Raw genomic sequence first — 15,551 nt, 5'->3', positions numbered from 1 at the left:
CGGCGCGCGGAAGGACGGAGTCGAGTTGCGGCTATCGCGCACTCGTCTCGCATTTACGTGGGCGCGACCATTTGTAGCGACGCCGCGCCGGGGAGCTTCCCGCTGCAAATTCAAATCGCTCGTGAAATTCCGCGCCATTCTGCCGCATCGGCGCGCAATTGTCGGCGACATCCCCGCGGCGCAGTCTTCTCCCCGACGGCGGATGCGCCGTCGCAAAAAAATTTGAAAGAGGGAGAAACGTCATGCACAGCAATGCGGAACTCTTCAAGGCTCTCGCCGGAATCGTCGGCGCCCTCGGCTTCTTCATCATCGTCATTCACCAGCTCACCCGGCTGATCGGCTGAGAGCTTTCTCCTCGCGCGACTTCCCGGAGCGCCGCGAGGCCTCCGGGATTTTTCAGATCACGTAAATTCTATCGGGCAGCTCCTCGTCGCCGCCGGGCGGCACATGTCTCGACAAGAGCCGCGCGCATTCGCCGATCGCGTCGACGAAACCATCGGCGACGCGCCCCTCCCGCACCCTCGCGAGCAGAAGATCGAGCGCCGCGCGCCACTCCTCCTCCGGAATTTTCGCCGCTATTCCTTCATCCGCGACGATGCGCGCATAGCGCTCGCCGAGCGAGACGAAGATGAGCACGCCGGTGCGGTCCTTCGTCGCGGAGACGCCCCGCGTGAAGAATTGCTCGATTGCGGCGCGATGGGCGCGCTCGCGCTTCACGAAGCGCGGCGTCAGCGCGAGCCGCAGCGGCGGCAATGAGAACAGGAGCGCCGCGCCGATGAAGACGAGAATCTGAATGGCGAGAATGAGCCGCACGCCGAGCTCGGTGAAGATCACCAGCGGCCAGGGCGAAAGGAGCGCGACGAGCGCGGCGAGCAGCGGCGGCACATAGGCGTAATCGGAGGAGCGGCGCGCCAGCACGCAGACGATCTCCCCCGCCGTGCGCCGCTCTGCCGCCGCGATCGCCGCCGCTATGCGCGCCTGATCCTCCTGCGAAATCGGCATCACCAATCCCCCGAGGCGCCGCCGCCGCCCGACGAGCCGCCGCCCCCTGAAAATCCGCCGCCGCCATCGCCGCCCCAGGACGAGCCGCCGCCCCAGGAGGAGCCGCCGGACCAGCTGTCGTTGGAGGGCGGAAAATAGACGATCGGCCCACGCCCGCCGCGATAGATGCGCCGCCCGCCGCCGCGGGCGTTGGCGAGCATGGAGAAGAAGACGAACAGAAAGAGCGCGAGGACGATGAAGGGCACGATCTCGTCGAAGCCCGGCTCCTGATGTTCGGCGCGCACTTTGACGCGCTTCTCCCATTCGGCCGAATCGCCGCTCAGCACCTCGATGATTCCGTCGACGCCGCGCTCCACCCCTGCGCCGAAATCGCCGGCCTTGAATTTCGGCGTCACCGCGGTGGCGATGATGATCTTGGAGAGCGCGTCGGTGAGCGTGCCCTCGAGGCCATAGCCGACCTCTATGCGCATCTTGCGCTCATTGGGCGCGATGAGGAACAGGACGCCATTGTTCGCTTTCGCCTCGCCGAGCTTCCAGAAGCGGAAGAGGCCATTGGCGAAGGTCTCTATGTCCGTTCCCTGCAGCGAGGGCACGGTGGCGACGACGAGCTGAATGCCCGATTTCTCCTCGAGCGTTTTCGATTTCGTCTCGACATCGAGCCGCGCCGCCGGAGGAATGATATGCGCGTCGTCGACGACGCGGCCGGTGAGCGCGGGAAAATCGAGCGCCGCGAAAGCGAGCGCCGGCAGGAGGAGGAAGACGAGCAAGGCGAGGCTTCGCGTCCCTCGCATCTTCGTGGTTTTTTCGCCACGCAGACGCGAAGTCCACGAAGACAGAGGCTGCATGACCGGCGACTCCTTTAGAACTTCACCGTGGGGGCCTGCTCCGCGCCGGCGCTGGCGGCGAATTCGGCGAGCGGCTTGGTTCCGGCGAAGACGGTCTTGGCCCAGAGGATCGTCGGAAAGGTGCGCAGCGAGGTGTTGAACTCCCGCGCCGCCTGAATGTAGTCGCGCCGCGCGACATTGATGCGGTTCTCCGTGCCTTCGAGCTGCGACTGCAAGGCGAGGAAATTGACGTTCGACTTCAAGTCCGGATAGGCCTCGCTCACGGCGAGCAGGCGGCCGAGCGCGCCGGAGAGCTGCGCCTGCGCCTCCTGGAACTGCTTCAGCTTCTCCGGATCGGTGAGCTGCGAGACGTCGACCTTGGCCTGCGAGGCGTGGGCGCGCGCCTCCGTCACCGCCGTGAGCACGTCCTTCTCCTGCTTGGCGTAGCCCTGCACCGTGGCGACGAGATTGGGAATGAGATCGGCGCGGCGCTGATATTGCGCCTCGACCTCGGCCCATTTGGCCTTGGCCTCCTCCTCCTGGGTCGGGATGGTGTTGTAGCCGCAGCCCGAGAGCGAGAGGGCGAGGAAGAGCGCGGCGAAGAGCGACGGCCAGCGGAAGGAAAGGCGCATCCGAAAGTCTCCTCATCGGTGAGGTCACCGCCCCCGAACGGAGCGCGCTGAATACTTAGGCTACGCAAATGACATTGGGAAGAGCGGACGACGCCGGAAGGGTCATGACCCGTCGGAGATTTCCCAGAAGTTCGACGTCACCTAGTCACTGGACAGGCGGTGGGGCCGAAAGACATTATGTGGACCATGATGATGCTCAAGAGCCTTCTTCGCATGCTCCGACCGAAAGCTACTCTGCCGCCGAGGGATCGGAACCTGATTTCAAGCTACGATTCTTGCGCTCCGATCGATTATGAAACCCGGGCGGTCGCTTTCTTCGATATCCTAGGGTGGCGTCAGGCTGTCGATAGTTCCGCAAACGATCACGAGCTGCGGATGAAGTTGGCGAACGCAGTCTGGCACTTTGCTGCAAGGACGAAATCATACGTAGAGGAGGATACTGTCGATCATCCTTCGCATGACGAATTTTCTCAGTTCTCGGACAGCCTGATTGTCTCCTTCCCATATAGTGATGCGCGTGCCCTCTTCCGGCTCCTGCAGTTCGTGACCGAATTTCAAACATCCATGCTGTTTGAAGGTCTGCCGATTCGCGGTGGTGTTACCGTTGGTCCGCTGTTCCATTCCGGCGCCATCGCGTTCGGGCCAGCCATCAATACCGCGTATCATCTCGAAAACAAGGTTGCCAAATACCCGCGCGTGATCATTGATCATAAACTAGATGGTGATGTGAAACTAATGGATTTAATGAAGCCGAAACACTGGCCATTTGTTGTAAAGGATGCAGATGAGTATTTTTCAACTGATTTTCTGACAGGAAACGCGATGACAAATAAATTAGCGCGGCATTTTGATAAAAAAATCGATGCTTGGCTGCAATTGTACAAAAATGATGATAACATTTTTGTCAAGTACGCTTGGTTAAAAGAGAGATGGCTGGCTGCAAAATCCGATGCAGGCTGGCGCGTTGCCATAAGAGACAAGATCCACGCCGATTTTCACGCTGGACCCGCGCAAACAGCATCAAAAGAGTAACTCGGTGTCGACATGAGGCACCTGCGCATCATCTTGGCTTGTCCGAAAGTAATGTCGGGAACTGGCGCATTTTCAAGCCGAGCCGCGGCCTACGGAAACGATGAATCGCGCCGAGCAGGCAGGGCTCCCAACTCGAGCTAATTTTCAAGCGTCATGGCCGCGCTTGTCGCGGCCATCCACGCCGCGACGACCCTGAAAGCATGAAACCGAGCGGAACATCGCCGCCGCTTCTTCCCCCGCGTATCGCAACGTCTCGGCGTGGATGGCCGCGACAAGCGCGGGCATGACGCGGTTGCATAGGAACTGTCCACCTGGATTCGGAGCCCAGGCCGAGCAGGCGCCGCCCTTTTCATGACGCCGGGTTCGCACTAGCTTCCACGTCCAAACGCCCAGTTTTCATCCCGCTCGCGCCGCGCCCTCGAAGCGCGGCGCGACTCGCAACGGAGCGCCTTTCATGTCGACTGAAACCGTTCTCCAATCGCTCGACGCCGATCTGCCCGCCGCCACGGATCGCCTCTTCGACTTTCTGCGCATCAAATCCGTCTCCACCGATCCGGCCTTCGCGTCCGAATGCCGACGCGCGGCGGATTGGCTGGCCGGCCAATTGCGAGAGCTCGGCTTTGAAGCGAGCGTGCGCGACACGCCCGGCCATCCGATCGTCGTCGGCCATGCGAAGGCCAAGCGGCCGGACGCGCCCCATGTGCTCTTCTACGGCCATTACGACGTGCAGCCGCCGGACCCGCTCGACCTCTGGGTCAGCGATCCTTTCGAGCCGCGCCTCGCCGAGGGCGCGAAAGGCGAGGAGATCGTCGCCCGCGGCGCCTCGGACGACAAGGGCCAGCTCATGACCTTCCTCGAGGCCTGCCGCGCCTTTCAGCGCAATGGCGGGCTGCCCTGCCATATCACCTTCCTCTTCGAGGGCGAGGAGGAGACGGGCTCCCCCTCTCTGCCGGATTTCTTCGCCGCCAATCGCGAGGAGCTCTCCGAGCCCGCTCTCGCGCTCGTTTGCGACACCGGCATGTGGAATACGCGGACGCCCGCGATCACCACAATGCTGCGCGGCCTCGCGCAGGAGGAGGTGATCCTCGAGGCCGCCGACCGCGATCTCCATTCCGGCATATTCGGCGGGCCGGTCGTCAATCCGATCCATGTGCTCGCCAAGATCATCGCCGATCTCCATGACGCCGAAGGCCGCGTCGCCCTGCCCGGCTTCTATGACGGCGTCGCCGAGCTCCCCGAGGAGATCGCCGCGCAATGGCGCGGGCTCGAATTCGACGAGAAGGCGTTTCTGGCGAGCGTCGGCGTCTCGCGCCCGGCGGGCGAGCGCGGCCGCAGCGTCATGGAGCAGGCCTGGTCGCGCCCGACCTGCGACGTGAACGGAATCGTCGGCGGCTATGTCGGCCCCGGAGCCAAGACGGTGCTGCCGGGGAAGGCCAGCGCCAAGGTCTCCTTCCGCCTCGTCGGCTCGCAGGACCCGGAGAAGGTGCTCGACAGTTTCCGCGCTTTCGTGCGCGAGCGCCTGCCGGTCGACGTGCGCGCGGAATTCGTCCCCCACGGGGCCTCGCGCGCGCTGCAGCTGCCTTTCGGCTCCGAGGCGCTCTCGCGGGCGCGGCGGGCGCTGCGCGAGGAGTGGGACAAGGAGGCGGCGCTCGTCGGCTGCGGCGGCTCCATTCCGATCGTCGGGGCGTTCAAGCGCGACCTCGGCATGGATTCGCTGATGATTGGCTTCGCGCTCGAGGACGACCGCATTCATTCGCCCAACGAAAAATATGCGTATAGTTCGTTCAAGAAGGGCTCGCGCTCCTGGGTTCGGGTGCTCGCCGCCCTGGCGGCGTGACATCCGGAAACGCGGCCGTCATCGCGAGCGAGGCGAAGCGATCCAGGGGCCGTGGGGCGGCCCCTGGATCGCTTCGTCGCTCACGGCCCTCGCGATGACGCCGAAATGAGAGTCGGGGGAATTTCATGGGGCTCCGCGCGACACGACCCGAGCCCCGCCCGCCGGGCGATTTCGCGCCGCTCTCCGAGCATGAGGCGGCGGCGCGCCTTTCCCGTTTCGGCCCCAATGAGCTCGAGCAGCCGCGGCGGCGCTCCTTTCTGCTGATCGCCGTCGCCGCGCTGCGCGAGCCCATGTTCGCGCTGCTCATCGTCGCGGCGCTGCTCTATCTCGCGCTCGGCGACATTCACGAAGGCCTGCTGCTCACCGCGGGCGCCTTTCTCTCCATCGGCCTCGTCGTGGCGCAGGAGACGCGCAACGAGAACGCCCTCGCCGCTTTGCGCAGCCTCGCGGCGCCGAGCGCGCGCGTCTTGCGCGCCGAGGGCGAGCGGCGCCGTCCCGCGCGGGAGATCGTTCCCGGCGACATCGTCCTCGTCGGCGAGGGCGAGCGCGCGCCGGCGGACGGCGTGCTGCTGCGCGGCGATGTTCTCTCCGTCGACGAATCGGCGCTCACCGGCGAATCGGCGCCGGTCTGGAAAGCCCCGGCGACGATGGTCGATCCTCTGCTCGATCCCGAGCCCGGCGAGGAGGCGCCCTTTCTCTTCGCCGGAACGCTGGTGACGCTCGGCCAGGGCGCGCTGCTCGCCATGCGCACCGGGCGCGCGACGCGGCTCGGCCGCATCGGCCGCTCGCTCGAATCGATCGAGCCGGAGGAGACGCCTCTACAGAAGAGCACCGGCCGCGTCGTCGCCGTCTTCGGCGTGATCGGCATCGGCTTCTGCCTTCTCGTCGCGCTCGCCTATGGCCTCGCCTTCGGCAATTGGATCGCGGCGGGACTGACCGGCATCACCCTCGCAATATCATTGACGCCGGAAGAATTCCCCATGGTGCTGGCGGTGTTCCTGGCGCTCGGCTCCTATCGCCTGGCGCGGCGCAACGTGCTGGCGCGCCGCGCCGCCGTCATAGAGACTTTGGGCGCGACCGACGTTCTCTGCGTCGACAAGACCGGCACGCTGACGCAGAACCGCATGGAGGCGGCGTTTCTCATACGCGGCGCCGACATGTGGCGCCCGAGCGAGGCCGCGATGCCGAAGCCGCTCGCGCCGCTCGTCGCCGCCGCCGTGCGCGCCAGCGCCGCCGATCCTTCCGACCCGATGGACCGCGCGCTGCATCGCCTGCAGAGCGATCCGCCGGAAGGCGCGGAGCCGCTGCGCAGCTTTCCGCTGCGGCCGGAGACACTCGCCTTCGTGCAGACATGGCGCGACGCCGGCGGCGGCGTCGCCTCCTACGCCAAAGGCGCGCCGGAGGCCGTCGCCGGCCTCTGCCGCATGGATGCGGATCAGCTGCGCCTTCTCGGCGCAGAGGTCGCGACCATGGCCGCCCATGGGCTGCGCGTTCTCGCCGTCGCCACCCATGCGGGGCCGCTGCCGCGCGATGACGATCCGGGCTCGGGCGTCTTCGCGCTCGACGGCCTCGTCGGCTTTCTCGATCCGCTGCGCGAGGACGTTCCGCAGGCCGTCGCTCTCGCGGCGCGGGCCGGAATCCATGTGGTGATGATCACCGGCGATTATCCGGCGACGGCGCTCGCCATAGCGCGGCAGGCCGGGATCGAGGCGCAGGGCGGCGCGCTGAGCGGAGCCGAGATCGCCGCGCTGAGCGAAGCCGCGCTGGACGAGGCGGTCGAGCGAACGCGCGTCTTCGCGCGCATCCGGCCCGAGCAGAAGCTCGCGCTGGTGGAGGCCTATAAGCGCAACGGCCATATCGTCGCCATGACCGGCGACGGCGTCAATGACGGGCCGGCTCTGCGCGCCGCTCATGTCGGCGTCGCCATGGGCCAGCGCGGAACCGATGTCGCGCGCGAGGCCGCTTCGATCGTGCTGCTCGACGACCGCTTCGCCTCCATCGTCGCCGGCGTGCGCAGCGGCAGGCGCATTTTCGCCAATCTGCGCAAGGCGCTGATCTTCGTGACCGCGATCCATGTGCCGATCGCCGGCCTCGCGCTCACGCCCATTCTCTTCCTGCTGCCGCCGGTGTTCTATCCGGTGCATGTGGTGGCGCTGGAGCTCGTCATCGATCCCATTTGCGCGCTCGTCTTCGAGGGCGAGCCGGCGGAGCGCCATCAGATGGAGGAGCCGCCGCGCTCGCCGACAGAGCCGCTGTTCGGCCTGCGCCAGATCGGCGCCGGCTTTCTCGACGGCGCCGTTCTGCTCGCCGCTCTGCTCGGCGTCTATTTCGTCTCTATGCGGTCCGGCGTGGGCGAGGGAGAGACGCGCGCGCTCGTCTTCATCGGCCTCGTCATCGGCAATCTCGCAATGGCCCTCGCTTCGGCCGCGGAGCCCGGAATTTCCTTTTTCGACACGCGGCGCGTCGCCTTCTGGAGCATAGCGGCGGTGACGACGCTCGTGCTCGCGCTCATCGTCTATCTTCCCGCCGCGGCGGAGCTGTTCCGCTTCGCGCCGCCGGAGCCGCGGGCGCTCGCCTGGACTGTGGCGACGGCGCTGGCCGCCGGCGGCTGGTCGGGGGTATACAAGGCCGTTTGCAAACGGCGACGCTGAAGCGACTCCGGCCTTTTGCTTCGCCGTCGCCGTCTCACAAATCAGGCTCGGCGATATCGGTTCATGTTATTGCGAGCAGCACGCTCTGGCCGATCGGAGAAGACATGCCCGCGCCCGACACGCCGCACGCCGCCGATTTTTGCCCTTCGCCCAATCACGGCGAGCGGCTGACGCCCATCTCCTCGCTGATCCTGCATTACACCGGAATGCCGACGGGGCCTTCCGCGCTGGAACAGCTCACCCGCGCCGAATCGCAGGTCTCCGCGCATTATTTCGTCGACGAGGATGGAACCATTCTCCAGCTCGTGCCCGAGGCGCGCCGCGCCTGGCACGCCGGCCGCAGCTTCTGGGCCGGCGAGACCGACATGAACTCGGCCTCGATCGGCATAGAGATCGTCCATCCCGGCCATGCCGATCCGCGCCCCTTCCCGGACCGGCAGATCGAGGCCGTCGCCGCGCTCTGCCGCGACATTTGCGAGCGCCGCGCTATTCTCCCGCGGCGCGTGCTCGGCCATTCGGACATCGCCATCGGCCGCAAGATCGACCCTGGCGAATTCTTCCCCTGGAAGGCGCTGGCGGAGCAGGGCGTCGGCCATTATGTGGAGCCCGCCCGGATCATCGGCGGCGCGGCGCTGGAGACGGGCGCGAGCGGAGCCGAGGTGAGGGACTTGCACAGAACGCTCGCCGATTACGGCTATCAAATCGATGTCTCCGGCAATTACGACGAGGCTTCGGCCGGCGCGGTCGCCGCCTTCCAGCGGCATTTCCGCCCCGCCCTCGTCGACGGCCGCGCGGACAGCTCCACCATTGCGACATTGCGCGCGCTCGCGGGGTCCTGACGCATGAACGAGAAGAAATTCGTCGTCGTGACGGGCGTCTCCACCGGCATAGGCCACGCCGTCGCCGAGGCGCTGACCGCTCGCGGCTTCCATGTCTTCGGCGGCGTCCGCAGCCTCGCCGACAGCGAGCGGCTGCAGGCGCGCTTCGGCGCCGCGCGCTTCACGCCGCTTCTCTTCGACGTGACCGACGCCCGAGCCGTGGCCGAGGCGGCGCGGGAGACGGAGCGGCGCCTCGAGGGGGCGACGCTCGCCGGCCTCGTCAACAACGCCGGCGCGGCTTTTCCGGGGCCGCTGCTCTATCAGCCGCTCGAGGAGTTCCGCCGCCAGATCGAGGTCAATCTGATCGGCCAGCTCGCCGTCACCCAGGCCTTCGCGCCACTTTTGGGCGCGGGCGTGGAGGAGCGCCGCGGCGCGCCGGGCCGCATCGTGAATATGAGCTCGGTGGCCGGCAGCCTCGCCTCGCCCTTTCTCGGCGCCTACGCCGCCTCGAAACATGCGCTGGAAGGCCTCTCCGACGCTTTGCGGCGGGAACTGTTGATTTTCGGCGTCGATGTGGTGGTCGTGGAGCCGGGCGTGATCGCCACGCCCATATGGGACAAGGCCGAGCATGCCGATTTCGGCCGCTATGATTCGACCGTCTACGGCGCCTCGGCGCGCAGGCTGCAGAAATGGGCCGTGGAGAAGGGCCGGCTCGGCCCGCCGCCGGAGCGCGTCGCGGCGGCCGCGCTGCGCGCGTTGACCGACCCGCGGCCTCCGGCGCGCATTCGCGTCGTGCCGAACTATCTGTTGGACTGGGTGTTGCCGCGCTTGCTGCCGGCGCGGCTGGTGGATCGCATCGTCGCCAGGCGCATGGGCATATTGCCAAAGCGTGAGCCGAACATCTGAGCAACTTCGCTTTCGAGGGTGTGAGCCCTCGCAACATTGTGGAAATGTGATAAAAAATTCCAGAAAGTGGCCGGTTCGGAAGGCTCGCCGCAGATCGGGGACAGCTCGTGATGTTCAAAAAAGATCAAAAACACGTGGTCCTAGGCAAAAGCGGAAAAACCAGCGTCATCGACCGACGATTGCTGCCGAATGGAGAACACGCGCTCGTGGTCGATCGAGAAGCTTATCACAGGGCATTGAACGCTGCCGACGCGAAATTCACGGAAGTGGTAAAGAATATGGAGGCGGTCCGTCGTGATTCGAGACGAACAAAACCCGCCGCCTAGTCTTTCCAGGTCCTCGGAATATAATACTGTCTTCGAAAGGCTTTCTGGAGCGGCCAGCCCTGTCGCGGGAGCGGTGGCGTACGCCCTGTACAAAAATGCGAAGCGGCAATGGATCCAGGAGTTTCGTGAGACGAATGGGCGCCGTCCGACGCAAGAAGAATGCAAACACCATATGTCTACCCAGACCGACGCCGTTTTGAGCGCTTATCTATCCCAATCTGATCAGATATTGGCGGAATACGCCGAGGACATTATCAAAGAAGAACGCCCACGAATCTTGGCCGAGGCTCTGAAAGGCGATTTCTGGCGCTCATTCTGAACATCTTACTGGGCGTCCGTTGCTTTCGCCACAACGCTCCTTATCGTTGTTCTGATCGCAATTTTCTTTGGATTTGGGCTGCCCGTGCAATTCAACATTCCTGCAAAATCCGCGATCCAGATGTCGAACTGATAAAGTCCTAACGTCGTTACTCCGCTTGACGCTGAGCCCGTTTCGGTCCGAAAAAGGCGCGAGGACCGACAGGAACTGAAAATGACCGACCCGATCGAGACCCGCCTTCCCGACCCCGTCGCCGCCGAGCCGGCGCCGCGCCATAAGACGCGCGCGGTCACGATCGGCCGGGGTCCGCGCGCGGTGACGATCGGCGGCGGCGGCGCGATCGTCGTCCAATCCATGACCAACACCGACACGGCCGATGTCGACTCCACCGTCGCGCAGATCGAATCGCTGGTCCGCGCCGGCTCCGAGCTGGTGCGCATCACCGTCGACCGCGACGAGGCCGCCGCCGCCGTGCCGCATATTCGCGACCGGCTGGCGCAAAAGGGCGTCGAGGTCCCGCTGGTCGGCGATTTCCATTACATCGGCCACAAGCTGCTCGCCGATCATCCGGCCTGCGGCGAGGCGCTCGACAAATATCGCATCAATCCGGGCAATGTCGGCTTCAAGGAGAAGAAGGACCGGCAATTCGGCGCGATCGTCGAGCTCGCGATCAAGCACGGCAAAGCGGTGCGCATCGGCGCCAATTGGGGCTCGCTCGACCAGGAGCTCTTGACCCATCTGATGGACATCAACGCCCATGCGCAGGCGCCGCTCGACACGCGCGCGGTGACGCGCGAGGCGCTCGCCCGCTCGGCGCTGATCTCCGCCGAGCGCGCCGAGGAGATCGGCCTTACGCGCGACCGCATCGTCATCTCGGCCAAGGTCTCCGCCGTGCAGGACCTCATCGCCGTCTATCGCATGTTGGCGCTGCGCAGCGATTATGCTCTCCACCTCGGCCTCACCGAGGCCGGCATGGGCTCGAAGGGCGTCGTCGCCTCGGCGGCGGCGCTCGGCGTGCTGCTTCAGGACGGCATAGGCGACACGATCCGCGTGTCGCTGACGCCCGAGCCCGGCGGCGACCGCGCCAATGAGGTGCGCGTCGCGCAAGAGATTTTGCAGACGATGGGGTTCCGCACTTTCGTGCCGCTCGTCGCCGCCTGCCCCGGCTGCGGGCGCACCACCTCCACCGTGTTTCAGGAGCTGGCGCGCGACATTCAGGCGCATATTCGCGACCGCATGGCCGTCTGGCGGCAGGATTATCCGGGCGTCGAGACGCTGAACGTCGCGGTGATGGGCTGCATCGTCAACGGGCCGGGCGAGTCGAAGCACGCCGATATCGGCATTTCGCTGCCCGGCACGGGCGAAGCGCCGACGGCTCCCGTCTTCATCGACGGCAAGAAGGCGATGACGCTGCGCGGCGAGGGCATCGCCGAGGAATTCACCCGCATCGTCGAGGATTATGTCGCCCGCCGCTTCGCCGGCGGCGCGAAGGGCGAAGCGGCGGAATAATCAGCCGAAGGCGCCCGCGACAGCGCGCAGATCGCGCCAGGCGCGGCGCTTCAGGATCGGGGTGCGCAGCAGGCTCGCGAGCGATGGCGCGAGCAGCGCGCGCGCCGTCCCGCCGCCGGTGTCATAATCGAACCAGGCGCCGCGATAGCGCGCGACATCCGGCGAGCCGAGCGCCGCGCGGGCGGCGAAATCGCCGAGGATCAGCAGCGCGCGCGGCGCGGCGAGCGCGATGTGGCGGCGCAGGAAGGGATTGAGCGCCGCGACCTCCGTCGCGTTGAGCTCGCGCGCGCCGGGCGGGCGCCAGGGCGTCGCATAGGCGAGATAGGCGCTGGAGCGATCGCGGCCAATCGCGCGCAACATATTGTCGAGCAGGCGCGCCTCCGGTCCGACGAAGGCCGCGCCGCCGCGCTCCTCCTCCTCTCCCGGCGAAAAATCCAGCGCCATCAGAGGCGCGCCGGGCGCGCCGGCCGAAAAGAGAAAATGGCCGGCGGTCGCCTTCAACGCGCAGCCCTCGAAGGATTCGAGCAGCGCCCGCAATCCGTCGATCGTCGTCGCCTGCGCGGCGGCGTCGCGCGCGGCGCGGGCGGCCTCCTCCGGAAAAACGGGCGCGGCGCGGCCGGGGCGCGCCTCCCGCGCGGGCGGCCGCGGCGTGGGCGGCGCGACGCCGGGCGAAGGCGCGCGGGCGACTGCGGGCTCGGCGGGGCGGACCGGCGGCGCCGCGCTCTCCGCGAAACGATCATGCGGCGTCTCGTCCACGGCCATGTCGACGCCGATCGACAGATACCAGTCGATGAGCGCGGCGAGGCCCGGCTCCGGAGCGAAATCGGCGTCAGGGGACATGGCGGAAGCTTAGAGCAGGCGCGGGGAAAGGTGAACAGGCGATCGGGCGCCGGGCGGCCGGCCGTAGCGGCGAGCGCTCGCGCATTCCGAGCGCCACAGGCGCGATTGCGTAGATTTTCGATCTATGCTCACCGTTGCGCGCCGGGCATAGATTAACGAAAAATGAATTTGCTCTGGTTCGGCCACGAATGTTCTCCCCGTCATCTGTCACGTTCGAGAATCACATGATCGACCTGATCGAAAGCCTCGCGAGAGCATTGTTCGTCCGCCTCGGGTCCAGAGCCGAGCATTGGGACGATGCGCCGATCGCCGAGCGCGACCGCTTTCGCCGTGCGGCGGAAGACGTGCTGCACGAATTCACCGTCCTCGCGCCCTTCGAGCCGACGGCGCTCGTCGAGAAAATCAGAGAAACGCGGCCGACGCGCCTCGGCTTTCTCTACATGGCCTATTCGCTGAACACGGCCGAGGCCGCCGCGCTGCTCGCCTTTCGCGCGCTGGCGCGCCCGTCAGCAGCAGCGTAACGCGCGCCGGCCGCCCTCGCCGAAGCGGCTCGCCTGACGCTCGAGGAAGAACGCCTCGCGCGTCATCGGCGGCTCGTCCGGATGATTGGCGCGCCGATGCGCGACATAGGCGTCGTAATCGCCCTGCCCGATCATCAGCCGCGCGCCCTGGCGCAGCTTCGATCCGAGCTTGAAAAGATCAAGCGCGGGCAATCCGCAGATCTTGCAGCTCATCGCTCGTCTCTCTGGTGGTGACGCTCGTCGCGCGCAGCGCCTCGCGGATCGATTTGAGGCCGAAGAACAGCATCGACAAAACGAGCGCGATGAACACGGCGCAGAGCGTCGTGTTCACATAGTCGTTGAAGACGATGCGGCTCATTTCGGCGGCGGTCTTGGCCGGAGCGATCAGCTTGCCCTCCGCCGCGGCGCCGGAATAGCGCGCCGCATGGGCGAGGAAGCCGATCTTGGGGTCGGAATGGAAAATCTTCTCCGCGCCGGCCGTCAGCGTGCAGATATAGAGCCATGTCGCCGGCGCGGCGACGATGAAGGCGTAACGCTCGCGCTTCATGCGGAACAGCACCACGGTGCAGAGGGTGAGCGCGATCGCCGCCAGCATTTGGTTGGCGATGCCGAACATGGGCCAGAGCGTGTTGATGCCGCCGAGAGGATCGACGACGCCCTGATAGAGGAACCAGCCCCAGCCGGAGACGGCGAGCGCCGTGGCGATGAGATTGGGAATCCAGGCGCGCGTATGCTTGAAGCGCGGCCAAAAGGTTCCGACGAGATCCTGGATCATGAAGCGCGCGACGCGCGTTCCGGCGTCGACCGTGGTGAGGATGAACAGCGCCTCGAAGAGAATGGCGAAATGATACCAGAAGGCGGTCATGGACGCTCCGCCGATCGCCCCCGACAGGATTTTCGCCATGCCGATGGCGAGCGTCGGCGCGCCGCCCGCGCGCGACAGCACAGTCTTCTCGCCGACCTCCGCGGCGGCCTGGGTCAGAGCCTCCGGCGTGATGACGAAGCCCCAAGAGGAGATCGTCTGCGCCGCCGTATCGGCGGTCGCGCCGATGACGGCCGGCGCGCTGTTCATCGCGAAATAGACGCCGGGATCGAGCACGCTGGCGGCGACCAGCGCCATGATGGCGACGAAGGACTCCATCAGCATCGCGCCATAGCCGATGAAGCGGATCTGCGTTTCGTCGCCGATCATCTTGGGCGTGGTGCCGGAGGAGACGAGGGCGTGAAAGCCGGAGATCGCGCCGCAAGCGAGGGTGATGAAGAGAAAGGGAAACACGCCGCCCGCGAAGACCGGGCCCGTCCCGTCGATGAAACGGCTGACGGCCGGCATTCTGAGCTCCGGCATGACGTAGAAAATGCCGAGCGCGAGAGAGGCGATGGTGCCGATCTTCAGGAATGTCGAGAGATAGTCGCGCGGCGCGAGCAGGAACCAGACCGGCAGCACAGAGGCGACGAAGCCATAGAAGATCAGCATGAAGGCGAGCGCCTCGCCCTTGAAGGAAAACAGCGCGGCCAGCGCCGGCGTCTCAGCCACAGTGCGGCCGAGCGCGATTGCGGCGATGAGCAGCACGAAGCCGATCGCCGACATTTCGAAAATCCGCCCGGGCCGCAGATAGCGGCCATAGACGCCCATCAGCACGGCGATGGGCAGAGTGGCGAAGACGGTGAAGAAGCCCCAGGGGCTGTCGGCCAGCGCCTTGACGACGATGAGCGCCAGAACGGCGAGCAAGATCACCATGATCGTCAATATGCCGATCATCGCGACGAGGCCGGCGGCCGGGCCGAGCTCGGTCTTGATGAGATCGCCGAGCGAGCGTCCGTCGCGCCGCGTCGAGATGAACAGCACGACGAAATCCTGCACCGCGCCGGCGAAGACGACGCCGGTCAGCAGCCAGAGCGTTCCGGGCAGATAGCCCATTTGCGCCGCGAGCACGGGGCCGACCAGCGGCCCGGCCCCGGCGATGGCCGCGAAATGATGGCCGAACAGCACATATTTGTCGGTCGGCACATAATCGAGCCCGTCGTTGCGGCGATGCGCCGGCGTCTTGCGCTCGGGGTCGAGGCCGAGGGCGTGGCGAGCGATGAACAGCGAATAGAAGCGATAGGCGACGAGATAGACGCAGATCGCCGCGGTCACGAGCCACATTGCGTTGACTGTCTCGCCGCGCGCCGTCGCCAGAGTGAAGAGCGCGAAAACGCCGATCACGACGACGGCGGACCAGAGAATGATCGAGCCGAGCCTGCGGCCGGGCGTGGCGAGTGCGAGCGACATTTGCGCGAGCCTTGGCGTTTTTGGGAAACGAGCCAGGGAAGACATCGCCGTCTCCCGGCATT

The 15,551-nt window shown here is 66.1% G+C and carries 15 protein-coding genes; 9 read left to right on the top strand and 6 right to left on the bottom strand.

The features are described 5' to 3' along the window. Nucleotides 1–396: 396 nt before the first annotated feature. The 3 genes from Mspo_RS11620 to Mspo_RS11610 all read right to left on the bottom strand — a co-directional run bounded on the left by Mspo_RS11620 (nt 397) and on the right by Mspo_RS11610 (nt 2,458). The gene (locus Mspo_RS11620) at nt 397–1,002 is read right to left on the bottom strand and encodes a TPM domain-containing protein (protein ID WP_159729906.1); all 606 of its coding nucleotides are present in this window, start codon (nt 1,000–1,002) and stop codon (nt 397–399) included. Next, the gene (locus Mspo_RS11615) at nt 1,002–1,793 is read right to left on the bottom strand and encodes a YgcG family protein (RefSeq protein WP_159729904.1); all 792 of its coding nucleotides are present in this window, start codon (nt 1,791–1,793) and stop codon (nt 1,002–1,004) included. The genes Mspo_RS11620 and Mspo_RS11615 overlap by 1 nt, the downstream gene beginning before the upstream one ends. Before the next feature lie 68 nt (nt 1,794–1,861). Next, a complete protein-coding gene (locus Mspo_RS11610) occupies nt 1,862–2,458 on the bottom strand; it encodes a LemA family protein (RefSeq protein WP_159729902.1) in 597 nt (198 codons plus the stop codon). Nucleotides 2,459–2,644: 186 nt separating this feature from the next. Here Mspo_RS11610 and Mspo_RS11605 point away from each other — a divergent pair, with 186 nt between their 5' ends. The 8 genes from Mspo_RS11605 to ispG all read left to right on the top strand — a co-directional run bounded on the left by Mspo_RS11605 (nt 2,645) and on the right by ispG (nt 11,856). Beyond that, nucleotides 2,645–3,490 (top strand): hypothetical protein, encoded by an 846-nt coding sequence (locus tag Mspo_RS11605; RefSeq protein ID WP_159729900.1) that lies wholly within the window; start codon nt 2,645–2,647, stop codon nt 3,488–3,490. A 454-nt stretch (nt 3,491–3,944) separates the two neighbouring features. Continuing rightward, nucleotides 3,945–5,327: a M20/M25/M40 family metallo-hydrolase gene (locus Mspo_RS11600; RefSeq protein ID WP_159729898.1), complete on the top strand. Its 1,383-nt coding sequence runs from the start codon at nt 3,945–3,947 to the stop codon at nt 5,325–5,327. 125 nt (nt 5,328–5,452) lie between these two features. Continuing rightward, nucleotides 5,453–7,978, top strand: coding sequence for a cation-translocating P-type ATPase (locus Mspo_RS11595; protein ID WP_159729896.1), 2,526 nt, complete (start codon nt 5,453–5,455; stop codon nt 7,976–7,978). Nucleotides 7,979–8,082: 104 nt separating this feature from the next. Next, a complete protein-coding gene (locus Mspo_RS11590; RefSeq protein WP_159729894.1) occupies nt 8,083–8,817 on the top strand; it encodes an N-acetylmuramoyl-L-alanine amidase in 735 nt (244 codons plus the stop codon). 3 nt (nt 8,818–8,820) lie between these two features. Next, nucleotides 8,821–9,702: an SDR family NAD(P)-dependent oxidoreductase gene (locus tag Mspo_RS11585; protein WP_159729892.1), complete on the top strand. Its 882-nt coding sequence runs from the start codon at nt 8,821–8,823 to the stop codon at nt 9,700–9,702. A 110-nt stretch (nt 9,703–9,812) separates the two neighbouring features. Next, nucleotides 9,813–10,028: a hypothetical protein gene (locus Mspo_RS11580; protein ID WP_159729890.1), complete on the top strand. Its 216-nt coding sequence runs from the start codon at nt 9,813–9,815 to the stop codon at nt 10,026–10,028. Continuing rightward, nucleotides 9,997–10,347, top strand: a complete 351-nt coding sequence (locus tag Mspo_RS11575; RefSeq protein ID WP_159729888.1) for a hypothetical protein — start codon at nt 9,997–9,999, stop codon at nt 10,345–10,347. The genes Mspo_RS11580 and Mspo_RS11575 overlap by 32 nt, the downstream gene beginning before the upstream one ends. Nucleotides 10,348–10,560: 213 nt before the next feature. Continuing rightward, nucleotides 10,561–11,856, top strand: coding sequence for a flavodoxin-dependent (E)-4-hydroxy-3-methylbut-2-enyl-diphosphate synthase (ispG, locus tag Mspo_RS11570; protein ID WP_159729886.1), 1,296 nt, complete (start codon nt 10,561–10,563; stop codon nt 11,854–11,856). Here ispG and Mspo_RS11565 read toward each other — a convergent pair whose 3' ends face one another. Then, the gene (locus tag Mspo_RS11565; protein WP_159729884.1) at nt 11,857–12,696 is read right to left on the bottom strand and encodes a uracil-DNA glycosylase family protein; all 840 of its coding nucleotides are present in this window, start codon (nt 12,694–12,696) and stop codon (nt 11,857–11,859) included. 224 nt (nt 12,697–12,920) lie between these two features. Here Mspo_RS11565 and Mspo_RS11560 point away from each other — a divergent pair, with 224 nt between their 5' ends. Next, the gene (locus tag Mspo_RS11560) at nt 12,921–13,217 is read left to right on the top strand and encodes a hypothetical protein (RefSeq protein ID WP_159729882.1); all 297 of its coding nucleotides are present in this window, start codon (nt 12,921–12,923) and stop codon (nt 13,215–13,217) included. On the opposite strand, the gene Mspo_RS11555 is transcribed toward Mspo_RS11560, so the two are convergent. Further along, nucleotides 13,203–13,430, bottom strand: a complete 228-nt coding sequence (locus Mspo_RS11555) for a YbdD/YjiX family protein (protein WP_159729880.1) — start codon at nt 13,428–13,430, stop codon at nt 13,203–13,205. The genes Mspo_RS11560 and Mspo_RS11555 overlap by 15 nt on opposite strands. After that, a complete protein-coding gene (locus Mspo_RS11550) occupies nt 13,396–15,489 on the bottom strand; it encodes a carbon starvation CstA family protein (RefSeq protein WP_159729878.1) in 2,094 nt (697 codons plus the stop codon). Before Mspo_RS11550 ends, Mspo_RS11555 begins: the two co-directional genes overlap by 35 nt. Nucleotides 15,490–15,551: the final 62 nt, after the last annotated feature.

Source organism: Methylosinus sp. Ce-a6 (genome assembly GCF_009811655.1).
Taxonomy (GTDB): Bacteria; Pseudomonadota; Alphaproteobacteria; order Rhizobiales; family Beijerinckiaceae; genus Methylosinus.
This window is presented reverse-complemented; position numbering and strand designations above follow the sequence as displayed.

What these genes read in the sequence shown, in the direction of transcription:
- Mspo_RS11620 (WP_159729906.1), bottom strand. Translation starts at nt 1,002, where the DNA reads ATGCCGATTTCGCAGGAGGATCAGGCGCGCATAGCGGCGGCGATCGCG.
- Mspo_RS11615 (WP_159729904.1), bottom strand. Translation starts at nt 1,793, where the DNA reads ATGCGAGGGACGCGAAGCCTCGCCTTGCTCGTCTTCCTCCTCCTGCCG.
- Mspo_RS11610 (WP_159729902.1), bottom strand. Translation starts at nt 2,458, where the DNA reads ATGCGCCTTTCCTTCCGCTGGCCGTCGCTCTTCGCCGCGCTCTTCCTC.
- Mspo_RS11605 (WP_159729900.1), top strand. Translation starts at nt 2,645, where the DNA reads ATGATGATGCTCAAGAGCCTTCTTCGCATGCTCCGACCGAAAGCTACT.
- Mspo_RS11600 (WP_159729898.1), top strand. Translation starts at nt 3,945, where the DNA reads ATGTCGACTGAAACCGTTCTCCAATCGCTCGACGCCGATCTGCCCGCC.
- Mspo_RS11595 (WP_159729896.1), top strand. Translation starts at nt 5,453, where the DNA reads ATGGGGCTCCGCGCGACACGACCCGAGCCCCGCCCGCCGGGCGATTTC.
- Mspo_RS11590 (WP_159729894.1), top strand. Translation starts at nt 8,083, where the DNA reads ATGCCCGCGCCCGACACGCCGCACGCCGCCGATTTTTGCCCTTCGCCC.
- Mspo_RS11585 (WP_159729892.1), top strand. Translation starts at nt 8,821, where the DNA reads ATGAACGAGAAGAAATTCGTCGTCGTGACGGGCGTCTCCACCGGCATA.
- Mspo_RS11580 (WP_159729890.1), top strand. Translation starts at nt 9,813, where the DNA reads ATGTTCAAAAAAGATCAAAAACACGTGGTCCTAGGCAAAAGCGGAAAA.
- ispG (WP_159729886.1), top strand. Translation starts at nt 10,561, where the DNA reads ATGACCGACCCGATCGAGACCCGCCTTCCCGACCCCGTCGCCGCCGAG.
- Mspo_RS11565 (WP_159729884.1), bottom strand. Translation starts at nt 12,696, where the DNA reads ATGTCCCCTGACGCCGATTTCGCTCCGGAGCCGGGCCTCGCCGCGCTC.
- Mspo_RS11560 (WP_159729882.1), top strand. Translation starts at nt 12,921, where the DNA reads ATGATCGACCTGATCGAAAGCCTCGCGAGAGCATTGTTCGTCCGCCTC.
- Mspo_RS11555 (WP_159729880.1), bottom strand. Translation starts at nt 13,430, where the DNA reads ATGAGCTGCAAGATCTGCGGATTGCCCGCGCTTGATCTTTTCAAGCTC.
- Mspo_RS11550 (WP_159729878.1), bottom strand. Translation starts at nt 15,489, where the DNA reads ATGTCGCTCGCACTCGCCACGCCCGGCCGCAGGCTCGGCTCGATCATT.